Source organism: Methylobacter sp. (genome assembly GCF_036845245.1).
In the GTDB taxonomy this organism is placed as follows: domain Bacteria; phylum Pseudomonadota; class Gammaproteobacteria; order Methylococcales; family Methylomonadaceae; genus Methylobacter_A.
The window spans coordinates 1-17,537 of record NZ_DAIUEH010000028.1; the positions used below are offsets into that span (position 1 = coordinate 1).

The following is a 17,537-nucleotide window of genomic DNA, read 5'->3' on the forward strand; positions in this document are numbered from 1 at the left end:
ACGCGGGGGTCGTCGTACGCCGCTCCACTAACGTTACGCTTCCTGTACTCCTTCCTTGAAAGAACCATGCGGGCACTGCGCTCTTTCAAACCGGTAACGCGTTCGGCATCGCCTCTTGGCATCTCGCCCTGAATCAGCACTCTTTCCAAAATATAAAAGGCCTCCGGTTTTAACGCCCGGCTTTCCACGTAGGCTTTGAGGCGCTCGGCCAGTCGGTCGAATTCGAATAGGCCCGCCATAAAACCGACCTGATCAAGGCATATCTCTAAAAACCAGCGAATGAATTCAATCAATGCCTTTTGGGATAAATTCCCACGGCCGTCCAAATCGCCTTGTCTCGGCATATCGGCATAATCCATTTTGTTTTTGTAATCTTGTCGGCTTTCCAGGCCTCGAGCGAGTCCGCGCGATACCGACCAAAGCCCTGATGCGCCAATGCCGGCTGCCAATCCCATTGCATGACTCATTAAGCGGCTGACGCGGCCGTTACCGTCAGGAAACGGATGAATAAAGGCCAGTCGATGGTGCGATGCGGCCATGGCGATAATCCGCTCGCCCTTGCCCATATTAGCCAAGCAATAGCGTTGCTCGAAATAGCGCATAAACTCGGCAACACGGTCGCTGCCGGGCGGAAGATGCCTTCCGACTGAAACATTGTGCTCGGGCAAGGAACGAAACGCCCCCGGTTCCATTCTAAAACCATGATCCCCATTGTCTACCCAAAGCATAGCTTCCGGCGCATCACGGTAAAATTCACGGTGCAACCGGCATAAGAACTCGGTCGATGCCGGCTCCGGCATATTCCCTGCCGCATAGAGCCGGTCAATCGTCTGTTGCACGCTGACATGGGCACGCGCTTCGATTTGAAAATTACGGCGCACTTGATCTTTTTCCAGGTCATCCGCCAAGGCCCGTTCAATATCCCTCGGTTTGGTATGATGTCCTTCGATAAGGTTCGAGTAATAACAATTCATAATCCGAACCAGCTCAGCCAGACTGGCGGCTGTGTGCGGATGTAAGCGGCCTGCGAGTCTTTCCGACGACGTTGTTAGATTCGCGATCAGGTCTGTAATTGTAATCGGGATGTTTTCAAGCAGGCAGGGCTCAATTCGATAAGGTGTTTCGATAGATAGTGGCATGCCGATCTTATAATCTCGCAAGATATTGTTTTTATAAGATGAAGTATACTATTTTCTGCGAATTTTGCCGGTTTTTCTGCCGATTATAAAAAACAGTTAAGCTATTGTCTTGATTGATATTTAACTGGTTACTGAACAGAATCTGTGCCGGTTTCAATTGAACAGCCCGCCATACCCGCATAGATCTCGACCTTTGCAATTGCCGCAGCAATCCGATCATTATTAAACCGCAGAAGCGCGACGTAATACCCATCATATTCAACATCCGTACTTTCTGATGATTTACGGATCCCCGCTACCGCCCGATACGCCATATACCTGCCCCGTAGCATAACTCGATTCCTGCGAAGCCAGCGTCACGTAGACGGCGGCAAGCTCCGCCGGTTGACCGGGGCGGCCCATCGGCGTTTTTTCACCGAAGGTCTCTAACGAACTTGGCGGCTGCCCGCCGCTGACCTGAAGCGGCGTCCAGACCGGTCCGGGCGCGACTGCATTGACGCGAATGCCTTTCGCACCCAACTGCTTGGCGAGGGATTTAGTGAATGCCACGATCGCCGCTTTGGTCTGCGCGTAGTCGAGCAAATTCTCGGAAGCATTGTAAGCCTGAACGGATGCGGTATTGATGATGCTCGCACCGGCGCTGAAATGCGGCATCGCGGCTTTAGTGATCCAAAACATCGCGTAAATATTCGTCTTGAAAGTCGCATCGAATTGCTCGTCGTAAGGTCGATGATCGAATCGACAGAATGCTGTCTGGCCGCATTATTGACCAGAATATCGAGGCCTCCGAGTTCGCGCACCGCGTCGGCGACCAGCTGCCTGCAAAAATTCTCGTCACGAATGTCGCCCGGAAGCGCGACCGCCTTGCGCCCGGCCTCACGTATCAATTGCACCACCTCGATGGCGTCCGGTTCTTCGGCGGGTAAATAATTAATCGCAACGTCGGCTCCCTCGCGGGCATAAGCAATGGCGGCCCCGCGACCAATGCCCGAGTCGCCGCCGGTGATCAGCGCCTTGCGACCGGTAAGCCGCCCGCTGCCCTCATAACTTGTCTCGCCATGATCCGGACGCGGAATCATTTTACCCGCAAGACCGGGCCATTCCTGCTGCTGCCGCGGGAATGGCGGCTTCGGGTACTGTGTAACCGGGTTTCGCTTGATCGCTTGGTCAGGCGCCTGCCGCGAATTTGATGCAGCACTCCGTTGCTGCCCGAAAACCGGCATTGCGGATGCCGCGACAATGCCGCTAGCGACACTGCCGACGAACCGGCGCCGCGAGCGCATGTTGGCGTATTCCGGTTCGATATCATTTGGTGTACTGTCTGGTTTCATACCTTAATCTCCCGGCTATTTTTCTGCCCGATTCAAGCCGCTATCTGCTGAGCGGTTTGCGCGCCCGGCTTGAGTTCGACCTTGATCCAGCCCGGCTGCCGTGTGTCGAACGCCTTGTAAGCATCGAGCACGTTCATCAGAGGTTCGCGTTGCGTAAGCACTTTTTCAGGATCGACCGTATTGTTTTTCACGAGATCAAGAAGGTGCGGGATGTAGTGCCGGTGATTGGCATTACCCATCCGCAGCGTCAGGTTCTTATTCATCGCTTTGCCGATAGGAAAAGTCTGCGCCGTTGGCGGATACACACCGATGATCGACAGAGTGCCGGCTTTCGCCAAACCCTCGACCGCCCACCTCAAAGCCTGCGACGGCGCATCGCCCGGCACCCAGTTGTCGCCTTTGGGATTCTGTTCCGGCGCGACTTGCAAAAGCTCCTGCTTAAACTGTTCTTTACTCTGCTTCGCCGCCGGACCCGAGTGCATCGTCACAGCATCAACTCCGACAGCATCTATTGCGCGATCAACCCCTATGCCTCCGGTCATGGCCCTTATTACCTCGACCGGATCTTCCTCCTCGAAGTTGATAATCTCCGCGCCCTGCGCCTGAGCCATCTTCAGACGCGACGCTTCGCGGTCAATTGCAAAGATACGTCCGGCCCCCAACAACTTCGCACTCGTAATCGCGAACTGTCCGACGGGACCGCAACCGAAGATTGCCAACGTATCACCGCCCTTAATCCCGGCGATTTCGGCGCCAAAGTACCCGGTCGGGAAGATGTCGCTGCACAGGATGGCCTGATCGTCCGTGATCTCTTCAGGCAACTTGACGAGTCCGGCATGTGCGAACGGAATACGGGCATATTCGGCTTGCAAGCCCTGAATTGGCCCGGACTCTTTCGGTCCGCCGAAGAATGACGTGCCTGCACTCGGGCCATTCGGGTTAGTATTGTCGCACTGAGCTTGGTAACCCGCACGGCAGTAAGAACAATACCCGCAACTGATCGTCGAGGGGATCACAACCCGGTCGCCCGGCCTCAGGTTGCGCACATCCTTACCAACCTCTTCGACAATGCCGACGCCTTCGTGGCCGAGGATCGTACCGGGCACCATTCCTGAGATTGTGCCGCGAATCATATGCAGGTCTGTACCGCAGATCGCCGAAGAGGTCAGGCGCACGACAGCATCTGTGCGGTCTTTTATGTTCGGCTCAGGAACTTCATCTAAACGTATGTCGCCGATGGCGTGAAACACTACTGCTTTCATATTTAATCTCCTTTTTTGCCGCCCTGGCCTGCTCAAGGCGAAGGGCATCAAAATTGAGTGATAGGGGGTTTAAGATTATCAAAGCAGATAGAAGTGTCTGTTCGTTGTCCAACATTTTGGCTATGAATGAATCAATCGGCCCACATCAGCACGGCATTGCGCTCTAAGCGATTGGTTAACGGCGTCAGGCTCAAAGGGAAAGAATGTTATTGTAATCCCCCGCCTACAACTAGAGATTGACATATTCAAATTTTTCCATACCATAGCACCATCGTTTTCGCAACAAACCTAATCTAATCTTAATAAAAGACGATTTTCCTCCGAAGCATGTGTTTCTGATCGGAGACAATTTTGATGTATTGATAAACTGGAGACCCTGAACTACACCGTTACCTTTACGCGTAGATTGCGCAAAAAGGTATTCGTGAGTTACGGAAAACCGTAATGAATTAATTAAGGAAGGAACTGTGGCATCAATGAAACGCCCCCGCCTAGCAACGATTGAACCTTTACCAAATTATCAGCTAAAAATGACCTTTATTAACGGCTGCGTAATGACTGTGGATAAGGGTCAAGCTATTTTCGCCAAACCGGCCCTTGCTCCTTTGCGCGATCCGGCCGCTTTTGCCAAAGTTCGGCTTACAAACAACATAGGTTGGACGATCGAGTGGGCGGATTTTGGCATTCAAATCGGAGCCGATACTTTATGGCTGGAAGCGATGCTTCAAGCCGCCACCGACGAAAACACCCGCACATTCCTCGCTTGGCGTCTGCGTAACGGACTGTCATTAGCCGATGCAGCGCAAGCGTTAGGTATGACGACACGCACCATGAGCTCATACGGAACCGGCGCCCGCCCCGTTCCCTATCATATTGCCTTGGCCTGTAAGGGTTGGGAAGTTGAGAATAAATAGAAGATTATAGTGATGATAAATGATGCGGCGGGGTGTTGCTATATTGGAATATTGAGCATAAACAGCTTATCTACCAAAGCTTGAAGCATCAGCGGTTTTCACGCTCCCTTTGGGAGCATACTAAAATCCATCCACCCTTCGACAGGCTCAGGGCGAATGGAATTTTAGTATGCTCGACTGCGTTTTTTATGATCAACAGCCTTACTACTTGATCGCTCGCAGTAAATTCCCGCAATATAACTCCTTAGCGGTTTTTGTCGGCATCCACAGTTGTTTTATTTCCAGTTGATTTGCAGAAAAATACTGCCCGGCGGACGCTGCCAAATCCGCCAGTTCTACTTTCGGTGAGTAAGTGTTAAGAATTAAAAACGCGCCCGGATGCATCAGCCCATACGCTGTTTCTATCAAGCTTGACAGTTGGTTTTCCAGTTTCCATTTTTCGCCTTTGACGCCTAATCCCCAGGCGGGCGGGTCCATGATGATGCCGTCGTATTGATTACCCCGCTTTAATTCGCGTTGGGCGAATTTTAACGCGTCCTCAAGCACCCATTTGATGTCGGAAAGATGACTGCGTTCCCGGTTTTCGTTGGCCCAGGTGATCATTTGCCTGACCGAATCCACATGCACCACTTCCGCACCGGTGGCGCGGGCGACCAACGATGCCGCGCCGGTATATGCGAATAAGTTCAATATCTTTTGACCGGCTCTAACCCGTTCTTGAATAAAGCGCCAGTTTGCCTGTTGTTCGGGAAACAGACCCACATGTTTGAACTTGGTCAGCTTCAAGCCGAAGTTCAAGTTTCCGTAGGAAATAAGCCATTGCTCGGGCGCATGCGGTTTGATGTTAAGCCAGCGGCCTTGGATTGAGGATTGTTCTTCAAATTCCCAATGCGCGATGTCTTGCCATTGCGCATAAGACCATCCCGGTTTGAAATCGGCTTGGATTTCCGGGCGGATGGTAATGATCTTTCCCCATCGCTCCAGCTTCTTGCCGTCGCCCGCATCAAGCAGTTCGTAATCAGGCCAGGGCTGGCCGTACTCACGTGAAGTTATTTCTTCGGTTTGTGTTGCTGCCAAGTAGTCGTTATTTTCAAGCGGCTTACGGTGATTTTTTGCCATTTTACTATCCACCTTTGATTTGATTGATCCTGCGGTGGCAATCCATAGTCATGTAGAGTACGTATCGCGTAACATCTTCCACACCCCAAGCACAATTAAAGGTACGCGGTGCGTACTATTTCGATTGGCATAATTGTATATCAATTCATCCAGCCGATTGAACTTCCGCGTATGCCTTGGCGGCGAGGCGAGGATTAAATCGCGTAATCCGAATGAAACCATTTCCGGTTTTGGCAATACTTCCTTCCTACTTAAACATTATTACCCAATTAGTCCGATTCTGGCTGTCGGTTTTGAAGCGGGAGCGGTTTTACCGTCGGCGCGCCAGTCGCTGGGACAAGGATGTACCGACTATTTGGGTAATTTGATTGTCAGTCAGGATATTTCCGACTTACGGATTGATGTAATCGCCGGTGTGACTCGGCGGTGATTTAAGAAGGAAGATCTGGATCGATACAGGTATAACTGAGCAATAGCCGCATCGCATCCGATTAATCAGAACAGGGATATTACCGGAGAGTTTTCCTGTGTTTTAGCCAAGCAACAAAAATTAACCAGCCGGTTTTTAACGCCTTTAAATTATTTAATGACGCCCCGGCTGATGCTGAATTTTCCCTGTTGATTCGCCTGAAAACCCTACCCAAAAATAACTAACTACAATCTGTTCATCGATTCATAGACTAGATTCAACAACATTACCTGACTGGTAAGTCCAAGCTCATGAAACAAAACCCCATGCGAGAACCTGGGTGATCCGTCTTTCTTTTTGTTGGGCAACTGTTGAATGCTGCGAATCGTCGCGCTGGTATCTATATGCGCGCTCTGATTGTTTGGTTTTACCGGAAAGTCGAAAGAAATTAAAGCTTCTTGATTAAGCTCACCCAGCGCACTATCGGCAATTATTGCAGCGCCTGTGACGCTGATATCGGCGATAATACCGGCTTTAACTACGCCATTGACTTGCACAGGCAAATTCACTTTGGCTCTGATGGCGCCACGTAATGCGACGGATTGGATATCAGTAGGAAAGCTTAGATGCATATAATGATGCGGAGCCCTGAAGATGGTTTTTACACTGCAAGCAAATGTAAAAACATCCACTCCTGATAATATCCGCAGAGTAATCTGTTCACCTACCTGAATTTGAATGGAAAGCCCATTCTCAAAAGGCATTTTTATAATCAGGTACTCCCCATCTACATACCCGATAAATTCCGTATAATAAATGGGACCATGACGTAACGCCATTTGCAAGCGCGCCCCAACTTGCAAATTAATATCCTTAAAAACTGCCATTTTATTCTTATCCAAATTCCAATATATCTACTAATTATACAAATAAGTAGTTCAACTAGAAAGGATACAATCTGTTCTATTGACTATGGAGTCATCGAACCTAGAAAAACAACAGCTTCAATACAAGCCCAATTGCAGCTGCGCCACTTCCGACATCATTTCCCGCGACCAGGGCGGATCAAGCACCACTTCGACATTAACGCCGGCGACACCGGGCAGTGCGCGAATACATTTTTCCACGTCGCTCTGGATAACAGGCCCCATTCCGCAGCCTGGGGCGGTCAGCGTCATGACCACATGGACATCATTCAGGCCGTTATCGGCAGGTGTGACTTTACACTCATAGACCAAACCAAGGTCAACAATATTGACCGGAATTTCTGGGTCGTAAATCGTTTTCATCACTTCCCAGCAGTTTTTTTCAACCGCCGCCGCATCGGTTTCCGACGACAGCTCATGCAGCTGCTGAGGCTCCTTACCCAACGCATCGGCATCGACTCCGGCGATCCGCACCATATGTCCGTGCTCGGTAACCACGGTATAGTTATCGCCGAGCGCCTGATAAATGGTGACAATCTGACCTTTACTTAAAGTCCCGGTATTACCGTCGGGAATAGTCACAATGTTGACATCCCGGGTTAAAACAACGTCTTCTCTTTCAGCCATAATAATTCAGTTATAAATAGAAAGTTCTCGCATCGATAGTCTGGCCGGTTATGCCGACACTTTCCGAGCCGAATAAATACAGATAAATAGGCGCCAGCGATTTCATCGACGGCAGCTTGCTCTTATCTTCAGCCGGATAGGCCCGTTTTCTTAGCGGAGAGTCTGTCGGCCCCGGTATCAAGGTGTTGACCCGAATTTTGCCGAAAGCTTCATGCTCTTCGGCCAATATGTTTGCCAATCCTTCCAACGCTATTTTTGAAACGCCGTAAGCGCCGGCATAGGCGGGTGCTTTTCTTGCCGAAGAATCGGAGGTGAATACGATGGAAGCCTGTTCGCTCTTTTGCAGTACCGGCAATAAAACTCTGCACAGCAGAAAAGGCGCATTCAGGTTGACGTTTAAGGTATGCCCCCAGTCTTTGGTTTTGTGCGTGGCGATTGGGGAAAAGGCGCTGAACTCTACCGCTGAATGCAAGATGCCTTGCAGGGAGCCATATTTTTCATCAATCCTGTCGGCCAATTCCTGATACTCGTTTTCATTGGCGCCCGCCAAATCAAACGGATAAATAATCGGCTCCGGCGCCTTGATGCTCAAAATCGCATCGTAAACCGATTCCAGCTTGGCAATGTTTTTATCCAGCAGAATGATATGCGCACCATGTTTAGCCAGCTCCAAAGCAGCGGTGCTACCCAGACCGCCGCCGGCGCCGGTAATTAAAATGACTTGGTTTGTTAATGGCATGACAGTGATGCTATCCAGGTTGATATTTGATCGGGCGATTCGATTAATGCGTCAGCACCCCAGGTTTCCGGGGCATCGCCGGGGTTAATATAGCCGTAAAGCGCAGCCAGGGTTCTCATTTGCGCATTTTTTCCGGCAGTAATGTCATGCCGGGCGTCGCCGATATAAACACATTCCCGCGGCTCGACATTCGCCTGCTTGCAGGCCGCCAGCATCGGTTCCGGGTGAGGCTTAGGGTTGGCGGTGGTATCGCCGCTGACGATGCAGGCGGCGCGCCCGGTCAGTTTTAACGCAGCCATCAGCGGATTGGTGAAGCGCTCGCGTTTATTAGTGACCACGCCCCATTTCAGCCCTTGCGCTTCAATTGCGGCCAGCGTATCGACCATACCCGAGAAAAAAACCGTATGCTCGGCAATATTGTTCTGGTAGTGAGTTAGCATGGTATCCAGAATATCGGCCTTTAACCGGTCGTCAAGCAAAGGCTGGCTTGCGTTGATCATTGCCGCGGCGCCGTATGAAATAAACGGTTTGATGATTTCTGGCTTAACAGTATCAAAGCCGTGGATATTTAATGCGCGGTTCAGGCATGAAATCAAATCCGGCGCGGTATCGACCAAGGTACCGTCAAGATCGAATAATACGCAGGATAATTTGAAATCGGCAGTCATGTTTATTCTGAACGCTTAAAGGCAGCGATGTAATTGACGTCAATGTCTTTGCCGAGGCTGAAATGCTTGGTAAACGGATTGTATTCAATGCCTACCATGCCCTGCAATTCAAGACCAGCGGCACGCGCCGATTGGCACAATTCCGACGGTTTGATAAAGGTTTTAAAATCATGCGTGCCTTTGGGCAGCATTTGCAGAACGTATTCCGCAGCAAAGATAGCCAATAAATAGGCTTTGGGCTTACGGTTCAGCGTCGAGAAAAACACCATGCCGCCGGGCTTGACCATTCTGGCGCAAGCGGAAATGATCGAACCGGGATCAGGCACATGTTCAAGCATTTCCATGCAAGTCACATGATCGAAACTTTCCGGCTGTTGTTCGGCCAAGGCTTCGGCGCTGATTTTTTGATAATGCGCGTTAATGCCCGATTCAAGCCCGTGCAAATCGGCGATATCAATCAAGTCGTCGCTAAGATCGATCCCAAACGCATCAGCGCCGTGTTTAGCCAAGCCTTCGGTTAAAATGCCTCCGCCGCAACCGACATCAACGATGCGTTTACCGGCAATATCCGCATAACGCTGGATAAACTGGATACGTAGCGGATTAATATCGTGCAGGGTTTTGAATTCGCCCTGAGTATCCCACCAGCGTTCCGCCATCGAGCCAAATTTATGGATTTCGTGCGGGTGTACATTATCTGTTGCTGTCATCGTGCTAACCATAATTTCAAGGTTGATATAGTTTACTATATTACTAGGTTATTCGTCATATGTTGTTCTATGGCGAACAGTTTTTATGATACCTGATTTGAGCAAGACACATCCATCAAACGACAGTTCATTCATCCCTTTATTTTTGATGTGACTGCCGTCCGCCGGACAAAAAAAAGGCCGATGCACAGGCACCGGCCTTTTTTCAGCTCATCAAGTTACAGGGAGTTAACTGCATTCAATTCCTGAAAAGCTTGTTCCAAACGAGTCACCATGCCGACTTCACCGGCACGTTGCCAAACGCGTGGATCGTAGTATTTTTTGTTTGGCTTGTCGTCACCGTCTGGGTTGCCGATTTGGCCTTGCAAATAACCTTCGTTTTGTTTGTAGTAGTTCATGATACCTTCCCAAGTCGCCCATTGGGTGTCGGTATCGATATTCATCTTGATCACGCCGTAGCTGATCGATTCCTTTATTTCTTCAGGAGTTGAACCTGAACCGCCGTGGAATACAAAATTCAGCGTGTTAGTTGGAACGCCGAATTTTTCAGAAACGTGTTTTTGCGAGTTAGCCAAAATGCTCGGCGTCAATTTAACGTTACCTGGTTTGTAAACACCATGAACGTTGCCGAAAGAAGCCGCAATCGTGAAACGTGGGCTGATTTTGCTTAATTCTTCATAAGCGTAAGCCACATCTTCAGGCTGGGTGTACAACATGGAATGATCCATATCGCTATTGTCAACGCCGTCTTCTTCACCGCCGGTGCAACCCAATTCGATTTCCAGCGTCATGCCCATTTTGGACATACGCGCCAGATACTGGCTGCAAATTTCAATGTTTTCTTTCAAGCTTTCTTCAGACAAATCGAGCATGTGCGAGCTGAATAAGGGTTTACCTGTTGCTGCAAAATGTTTTTCCCCTGCATCTAACAGACCGTCAATCCAAGGCAGAAGTTTTTTTGCTGCGTGGTCGGTATGTAAAATGACCGGTACGCCATAAGCCTCAGCCATCGCATGTACGTGTTGAGCGCCGGAGATAGCGCCCAAAATAGCGGCTTGCTGACCCTCAGCTTTAAGGCCTTTACCGGCAACAAATGCTGCGCCGCCGTTAGAAAACTGGATAACGATAGCCGATTTTACTTTTGCGGCCGCTTCTAACGCTGCATTAATCGAATCAGTGTTAATGACATTTACCGCAGGCAATGCAAAACTGTTTTCTTTGCAAATCGCAAAGATTTTTTGTACGTCATCGCCAGTTACAACACCGGGTTTTACTACATCTGAAATTTTCTGTGACATTAAGGATTCCTGTTTCAATCTGTTACGTTGAGGATGTTCAAGCCGAAAGCCATTAAAGTTGCGGATACAAAATTATCCACGGCCCAATGCTTGTCAGACCTGCATTATAAAGTGTGTTCATATAATAGGCTACTTGCCAATACGGTGATCCCTATGACAATTGCCAATTATTCGGGGCTAAAACCCGTCCTACAATACCTCCAATTGGGCATAGGCCAAGATCAACCACTTGAGACCGACTTGCTTGAAGTTGATCTGCACTCTTTCCTGAGCACCGTCGCCTTCCATCTGCAGCACCACGCCTTCGCCGAATTTGGCATGACTGACACGCTGCCCCAATTTGTATTTCCCTTCCGTTTGCAAAGATGCCGCCTTCGGCTTTATCGAGGTCACCGGACGTGTCACGGTCGCGCGCATCCTCACTTCTTGTATATGCTCCGGCGGAATCTCACGCAAAAAACGCGACGGTCTGGGATAGCTTTCCCGTCCGTATAAACGCCGGGATTCGGCATAGGTCAGGTACAGCTGTTTCATCGCACGGGTAATGCCGACATAGCAAAGCCTGCGTTCTTCTTCCAACCGCCCGACATCATCGACGGACTGTTGCGACGGAAACAAACCTTCTTCCATGCCAACCAGAAATACCTGCTTAAACTCCAGACCTTTGGCTGAATGCAGTGTCATCAGTTGTACGCAATCGTCGAAGTCATCGCCTTGCAGTTCACCGGATTCCAGTGTTGCATGCGCCAGGAACATATCCAGCTCGCTCAAACTTTCTTCATCTTCGATATCCCCGATTGTGCTGGGGTCAAAAAGCCGGGCCGCATTGACCAGCTCTTCCAAATTTTCTACTTTTTCTTCGCCTTTGTCGGCTTTATCCTTTTGATACAGCTCAATCAGGCCGCTTTTTTCGACGACCAGTTTGACCTTTCCATAAAGCTCAAGGCCTTCCGCCTGGCCTTCGAACTGCTTGATCAACTCTAAAAACCCTATCAACGCATTAGTCGCCCTTGCCGACAGGCTTCGCTGATTAATCAACACGATAGCAGCCGCCCATAAGGAAAGATCTTGATCCCGCGCTATGGTGCGAATGTCGTCGATAGTTTTGTTGCCAATGCCGCGTGTCGGAGTGTTGATCACCCGTTCAAACGAAGCGTCGTCATGGCGATTGGACATCAGCCGTAAATAGGCTAACGCGTTTTTAATTTCCACCCGCTCAAAAAAGCGTAAGCCACCGTAAACCCGGTAAGGCGTGCCGGTGGTCATCAATCTTTCTTCAAATTGCCGGGATTGGGCGTTGGATCGATAAAGAATGGCAATATCCTTGCGCAGTCCTCCTTCGCTCACCCAAGCCCTGATGCGCTCGACCACAAAATGAGCTTCATCCTGTTCATTAAATGCCGCATACAAGGAAATCAAATCGCCGTCACCGGCATCGGTCCACAACTCTTTGCCCATGCGACCGTCGTTGACGCTGATAACTTTATTGGCCGCTTTCAGGATATTACCGGTCGAACGGTAATTCTGTTCCAGCTTGATAACTTGATGATTGGGATAATGCTTTTGAAAGCTGTAGATATTCTCGATTTTGGCGCCGCGCCAGCCGTAAATGGACTGATCGTCATCACCCACGACAAAGATATTGTCCTTGCCTTCGGTCAACAGCCGCAACCAGGCATATTGTATGGTGTTGGTGTCCTGAAACTCATCGACATGAACCTGCCTGAAACGCTGCTGATAATGCTCCAACACATCGGCGTTATCGCGCAGCAACTCATGCGCCCGCAGCAGCAACTCGGCAAAGTCCACCAGCCCGGAACGATCGCACAGCTCTTCATAAGCTTTGTAGATGATCAGCATTTGCCGCTGGAAGAGATCACCGGTCTCCATCATATGCCGCGCCCTGACGCCCTCGTCTTTTTGTGCATTGATATACCACTGCACTTGGCGCGGCGGCCACTTGTCGGCATCGAGATTAAGCGTAGCCAACAAGCGCTTGATCAACCGCAGCTGGTCGCCGGAATCCATGACCTGAAAGGTTTCCGGCAATTTGGCCTGTTTGGCATGCCGTCTTAACAGTCGATGCGCGACGCCGTGGAAAGTCCCTATCCACATCGATTGCGCGGACATATGGAGTAAATCTTCAATCCTGCCGCGCATTTCCTTGGCTGCTTTATTGGTAAAAGTGACCGCCAGTATACTGTGCGCAGACACACCCAGCACCTGAATCTGCCAGGCGATGCGATGCACTAATACGCGGGTCTTGCCGCTACCGGCACCAGCCAAAACCAGCATCGCCTGGGAAGGCGCGGTAACCGCTTGACGCTGGGCATCATTCAGGGGATCGATTATCGGAGTAACATCCATTGCTTACAGTACCTACTGCTGGTATTTTTTCGCTTGCACATTTTTCGTAGCTGTGTATATTGCATAGGGTTCAATAATGACACACTGAACCGTTGCTTTGCTTAAAGATAATAATAATTAGACACAGAGGATTTTAAGATGACTTTTGATTTTAAACGTATGCTGAAATTTGAACACAATGTTGGCGAAAAGGAAAAAAAATACCGCTTATACGGGGGAGCGGCACTTTTGGTTATTTCACTTTTCATCCCTGGCGGTGAGGTTCTTTTATTATTGGTGGGCCTGGTTCTTGTTGCCACAGGTTATTCAGGTTGGTGCCCTGTCTATTCAGGACTCAACAAAAACACCTGCGAAGCTGTAAATGATTCTACTGAAGCCGACTCCACAGAAAGCGACTCTACAGAAAGTTAAGCTACCAAGGCACAAGGCTAAACTCCAGTTTCGCCTTGTGCCTATTATACTTGTTTTACTCTTCTTTACGAAACTCGCCTTCCAACACGTTATTTTCAGCCGCTTTTGCTTGCTGAAAATGTTCTCCGGCCTGAACAAGATAATGTTCAATCACATATTGAGCGATTCTTCTGCGGAACTGCGGAATTAAACAGGCAAAGCCAATGATATCGGTAATAAAGCCCGGCGTTAGCAATAATGCCCCGCCAACCAAAATAATGGGACCTTCAACCATTTCATAAGCGGGAATCACACCTTGCGCCAAACTTTCCTGAAAGCGCTGAAAAGTTGCCAAGCCTTGCTGCTTCAATAGCCACGCACCCAGCACTGCGGTAAACACGACCAGTAAAATAGTCGGAAACGCCCCGATAATCCCACCCACTTGTATCAGCAAATAAATTTCTAAAAAAGGGATAATCAGAACGCCCAGAAATAGTGTTGGAAAAATTTTCATCTAAAGTACTCTTGTTGTAATCATCGTTATTACAATATAAGGGCAATTCCGGTTAATTTCTAGGATAATATCTGACGCTACAATTTTTATGACCTGTAACATGCCTGCTAATCATCACATAATCTTCTGTACCTGCCCTGACAAAGACACGGCGGAAAAAATAGCCCGACTGCTGGTCACAAATAACGAGGCCGCCTGTGTAAATATCTTACCGGGCATCACTTCTATCTATACATGGAAGGAACAAATTGAATCCGCCCAGGAACATCTATTGCTAATCAAGGCTCATAAAGACCAATATCAGGCCATTGAAAGAACTGTGCGAAACCATCATCCTTACGAACTACCTGAAATAATTGCCGTGCCCGTTGAACGCGGCTTACCTGAATACCTGCATTGGATAGATTCATGCCACTCTTTAAAATAATTTTTTTCTGCTTCCTTTCGCTTCTCAGCCAATCGGCCTTTGCGCTGGGTGCTGACGAAATCCTGCCGCCCAATCAGGCGTTCAAGGTTTCTGCAAAAGCGATCGCCCCCAATCGGATTGAAATTTCCTGGGATATAGCTGAAGGCTATTATCTTTATCGCAATAAAATGCATTTTGAGTCTAAAACCGGGCAAATCCGCCTAGGCGAACCCGATCTTCCGGCCGGTCAAAACAAGCATGACGAAAATTTTGGCGATGTAGTTATTTACCGCAACACCCTGAATATCCCGGTTGCCTTAACTGCTGAAACTGGCGCATCTTCCCTGCAATTATTGGTACAGTATCAGGGGTGTGCCGATCGGGGCATTTGCTATCCGCCCCAAAAAACTGTTTTCGATCTTAAACTACCGTCGCCCGTCACCCAAGCCGATCCGATCAAGCAGCTGATAAAAGGAGCTCAAGGCTTAAAAACTGCGCTATTTGAAGACGAACTGCTACAGCCGGACCAGGCTTTCCAGTTTTTTGCATCGACCAAAGATGATCACACCTTGCATATTAGCTGGACTATTGCAGACGGTTACTACCTTTACCGGGAAAAAATTCAATTTGAACTGGTCAACGCCGACGGTGTAAAGCTTGGGGCTTATAATATTCCCAGAGGTACGCCTAAACAGGATGAAGCCTTTGGCCAAGTTGAGATTTTCCATAACGAACTCGCCTTTGACTTGCCGCTTATCCGTTCCAGTCAAGCGGCACAAACCATCACCCTCCAGGCCAAATATCAAGGCTGTGCCGACCGCGGCGTTTGCTATCCGCCAATGAGCAAAAAAACCGATCTGGCCCTGCCAATAGCACAGCAGCCGATCACGCAGGAACTTTCAGAACAGGACCAAATCGTGCAATCCTTGCACAAGGACAGCTTGCCGATAACCTTGCTCAGCTTTTTCGGATTCGGCTTATTGTTATCGCTGACACCCTGTATTTTCCCGATGATTCCGATTTTGTCGGGCATTATCGTCGGTCACGGCAATCGGATTACCACTAGCCGAGCCTTTTTATTGTCGCTTAGCTATGTGCTTGCCTCGGCCTTGACCTACACGGTGTTCGGCATACTGGCCGCACTGTTTGGCAGCAATCTGCAAACCGCTTTTCAGCAACCCTGGATTATCGGCCTGTTCAGCGCCGTTTTTGTAGCGCTGTCCCTGTCGATGTTCGGCTTTTATCATCTGGAACTGCCTAAATCATTACAGGTCAAATTGCATAACTCCAGCGAAATACACCGTGACGGTTCGCTGTTGGGCGCTGCAATCATGGGCGCTTTATCTTCCCTGATCGTCGGCCCCTGCGTCGCCGCACCGCTGGCGGGTGCGCTGATTTATATCGGCCAGACCGGCGATGCGATATTAGGCGGCAGCGCGTTATTTGCCTTGGGCCTAGGCATGGGCGTACCTCTATTGCTGCTGGGCGCATCCGCCGGAAAACTATTACCCAAGGCCGGAAATTGGCTTAACTCCACCAAAGCGGTATTCGGCGTCATCATGCTGGCGGTCGCAGTATGGATGCTCAGCCGTATTTTGCCGGGCAATGTGATCATGATGCTGTGGGCGATGCTGCTGATATTCCCGGCTATTTATCTCAGCGCGGTCGATCCGCTGCCTGAAAATAGCTCCGGCTGGCGCAAGCTATGGAAAGGATTAGGTCTGATGATGCTGGCTTACGGCCTGTTATTGTTGATCGGCTTTAGCCTGGGCAACAGTAATCCGTTAAAACCGCTGCAAGGACTCGGCCTGAGTACTGCGCAAGCCGCAGAACCGGGAATTGTTTTTGAAAGAGTCGCCTCGCTAGCCGCACTGGAAACCCGGATTAAACAAGCGGCCGCCAACCATCAACCGGTCATGCTGGATTTTTACGCCGACTGGTGCATATCTTGCAAGGAAATGGAAGCCTATACCTTCGCCGACCCGCGTGTTAAACAGGCGCTCAATGGTTATGTAATGCTGCAAATCGATGTCACTAATAATTCCGATGACGACAAAGCGCTACTGACAAAATTCAGCCTGATCGGACCACCGGCCATTTTGTTTTTCGACGTGGACCATCAGGAAAAAACCAGCAACCGGGTCATCGGCTATCAAGATGCCGAAACTTTTATTAAATCTCTGCAACGTACCAAATCATGAAAAAAACAGTCCCGATTATTATTGCCGCGATTATTGCTTTGGCTTTGGGCATGACCGCCCGTTATTTTTTTTCACCTTCTGAAAGCACCGGCCCAAGCGCTTTGCCCGAATTCAACCTGCCCGACTTATCCGGCCGGGAACGCAACATTTCCGAATGGCAAGGCAAGATATTAGTGATCAATTTCTGGGCAACCTGGTGCCCGCCTTGCCGCAAGGAAATTCCTGATTTTATCGCGTTGCAGGAACAATATGCCGCCAAAGGCGTGCAGTTTATCGGCATCGCTTTAGAAGACGGAGAACCGGTCGCCGAGTACGCCGCTGCAACAAAAATCAATTACCCGATTTTATTGGGCGGCGACAATGGCATCGCTCTGGCTCAGCAACTGGGCAATAATGTTGGCGCCGTTCCGTACACTGTTATTGTTGATCGGCAAGGGCAAATCATACACCGACATCCGGGAGAGCTTTCCAAACAGCAAATAACGGACATTATTGCACCGTTGCTGAACTGACTTAA

The 17,537-nt window shown here is 49.5% G+C and carries 18 protein-coding genes and 1 pseudogene; 6 read left to right on the plus strand and 13 right to left on the minus strand.

All coding sequences use genetic code 11. The annotated features are described in order from the left end of the window. The 4 genes and pseudogenes from V7051_RS13370 to V7051_RS13390 form a co-directional block, all read right to left on the minus strand. Positions 1–1,139, minus strand: a 1,139-nt coding sequence (locus V7051_RS13370) for a Fic family protein (protein ID WP_333875581.1), incomplete at its 3' end; no start/stop codon positions are given. Positions 1,140–1,421: 282 nt separating this feature from the next. Beyond that, a pseudogene (locus V7051_RS24675) lies at positions 1,422–2,218 on the minus strand (SDR family oxidoreductase). Then, the gene (locus tag V7051_RS13385) at positions 2,215–2,448 is read right to left on the minus strand and encodes a hypothetical protein (RefSeq protein ID WP_333875693.1); all 234 of its coding nucleotides are present in this window, start codon (positions 2,446–2,448) and stop codon (positions 2,215–2,217) included. Before V7051_RS13385 ends, V7051_RS24675 begins: the two are co-directional and overlap by 4 nt. Positions 2,449–2,502: 54 nt before the next feature. Next, positions 2,503–3,732, minus strand: a complete 1,230-nt coding sequence (locus V7051_RS13390) for a zinc-dependent alcohol dehydrogenase (protein WP_333875583.1) — start codon at positions 3,730–3,732, stop codon at positions 2,503–2,505. A gap of 476 nt (positions 3,733–4,208) precedes the next feature. Between V7051_RS13390 and V7051_RS13395 the strand changes: the two genes are divergently transcribed. Next, positions 4,209–4,646: a DUF2442 domain-containing protein gene (locus V7051_RS13395; RefSeq protein ID WP_333875584.1), complete on the plus strand. Its 438-nt coding sequence runs from the start codon at positions 4,209–4,211 to the stop codon at positions 4,644–4,646. A 204-nt stretch (positions 4,647–4,850) separates the two neighbouring features. On the opposite strand, the gene V7051_RS13400 is transcribed toward V7051_RS13395, so the two are convergent. Beyond that, positions 4,851–5,765 carry a class I SAM-dependent methyltransferase gene (locus V7051_RS13400; RefSeq protein ID WP_333875585.1) on the minus strand — a complete coding sequence of 305 codons (915 nt, stop codon included), beginning with the start codon at positions 5,763–5,765 and terminating at the stop codon, positions 4,851–4,853. Positions 5,766–5,898: 133 nt separating this feature from the next. On the opposite strand from V7051_RS13400, the gene V7051_RS13405 reads away from it, so the two are divergent. After that, positions 5,899–6,195: a hypothetical protein gene (locus V7051_RS13405; RefSeq protein WP_333875586.1), complete on the plus strand. Its 297-nt coding sequence runs from the start codon at positions 5,899–5,901 to the stop codon at positions 6,193–6,195. 224 nt (positions 6,196–6,419) lie between these two features. Here V7051_RS13405 and V7051_RS13410 read toward each other — a convergent pair whose 3' ends face one another. The 7 genes from V7051_RS13410 to uvrD form a co-directional block, all read right to left on the minus strand. Then, on the minus strand, positions 6,420–7,061 hold the full coding sequence (locus V7051_RS13410; protein ID WP_333875588.1) for a flagellar brake protein: 642 nt from the start codon (positions 7,059–7,061) through the stop codon (positions 6,420–6,422). A gap of 117 nt (positions 7,062–7,178) precedes the next feature. Next, positions 7,179–7,727: a putative Fe-S cluster assembly protein SufT gene (gene sufT / locus V7051_RS13415; protein WP_333875589.1), complete on the minus strand. Its 549-nt coding sequence runs from the start codon at positions 7,725–7,727 to the stop codon at positions 7,179–7,181. Positions 7,728–7,737: 10 nt separating this feature from the next. Next, on the minus strand, positions 7,738–8,466 hold the full coding sequence (locus tag V7051_RS13420; protein ID WP_333875591.1) for an SDR family NAD(P)-dependent oxidoreductase: 729 nt from the start codon (positions 8,464–8,466) through the stop codon (positions 7,738–7,740). Further along, entirely contained in the window at positions 8,457–9,134 is a 678-nt protein-coding gene (locus V7051_RS13425; protein WP_333875593.1) for an HAD family hydrolase, read from the minus strand. The genes V7051_RS13420 and V7051_RS13425 overlap by 10 nt, the downstream gene beginning before the upstream one ends. A gap of 2 nt (positions 9,135–9,136) precedes the next feature. After that, the gene (ubiG, locus tag V7051_RS13430) at positions 9,137–9,844 is read right to left on the minus strand and encodes a bifunctional 2-polyprenyl-6-hydroxyphenol methylase/3-demethylubiquinol 3-O-methyltransferase UbiG (RefSeq protein WP_333875595.1); all 708 of its coding nucleotides are present in this window, start codon (positions 9,842–9,844) and stop codon (positions 9,137–9,139) included. A gap of 218 nt (positions 9,845–10,062) precedes the next feature. Beyond that, entirely contained in the window at positions 10,063–11,142 is a 1,080-nt protein-coding gene (gene fbaA / locus V7051_RS13435; protein ID WP_333875597.1) for a class II fructose-bisphosphate aldolase, read from the minus strand. A 189-nt stretch (positions 11,143–11,331) separates the two neighbouring features. Next, complete coding sequence (gene uvrD / locus V7051_RS13440; protein WP_333875599.1) at positions 11,332–13,509, minus strand: DNA helicase II; 2,178 nt, start codon at positions 13,507–13,509, stop codon at positions 11,332–11,334. 138 nt (positions 13,510–13,647) lie between these two features. Here uvrD and V7051_RS13445 point away from each other — a divergent pair, with 138 nt between their 5' ends. Beyond that, a complete protein-coding gene (locus V7051_RS13445; protein ID WP_333875601.1) occupies positions 13,648–13,920 on the plus strand; it encodes a YgaP family membrane protein in 273 nt (90 codons plus the stop codon). A gap of 55 nt (positions 13,921–13,975) precedes the next feature. Here the strand turns inward: V7051_RS13445 and V7051_RS13450 are convergent, their stop codons facing one another. Beyond that, entirely contained in the window at positions 13,976–14,413 is a 438-nt protein-coding gene (locus V7051_RS13450) for an FxsA family protein (protein ID WP_333875603.1), read from the minus strand. Between the two features lie 100 nt (positions 14,414–14,513). Between V7051_RS13450 and cutA the strand changes: the two genes are divergently transcribed. Genes cutA through V7051_RS13465 form a run of 3 tightly spaced genes read left to right on the plus strand, consistent with a single transcriptional unit; the run spans position 14,514 to position 17,532 of the window. Beyond that, complete coding sequence (gene cutA / locus V7051_RS13455; RefSeq protein WP_333875605.1) at positions 14,514–14,840, plus strand: divalent-cation tolerance protein CutA; 327 nt, start codon at positions 14,514–14,516, stop codon at positions 14,838–14,840. Continuing rightward, a complete protein-coding gene (locus V7051_RS13460) occupies positions 14,822–17,020 on the plus strand; it encodes a protein-disulfide reductase DsbD (RefSeq protein WP_333875606.1) in 2,199 nt (732 codons plus the stop codon). The genes cutA and V7051_RS13460 overlap by 19 nt, the downstream gene beginning before the upstream one ends. Further along, positions 17,017–17,532: a TlpA family protein disulfide reductase gene (locus V7051_RS13465; protein WP_333875609.1), complete on the plus strand. Its 516-nt coding sequence runs from the start codon at positions 17,017–17,019 to the stop codon at positions 17,530–17,532. Before V7051_RS13460 ends, V7051_RS13465 begins: the two co-directional genes overlap by 4 nt. Positions 17,533–17,537: the final 5 nt, after the last annotated feature.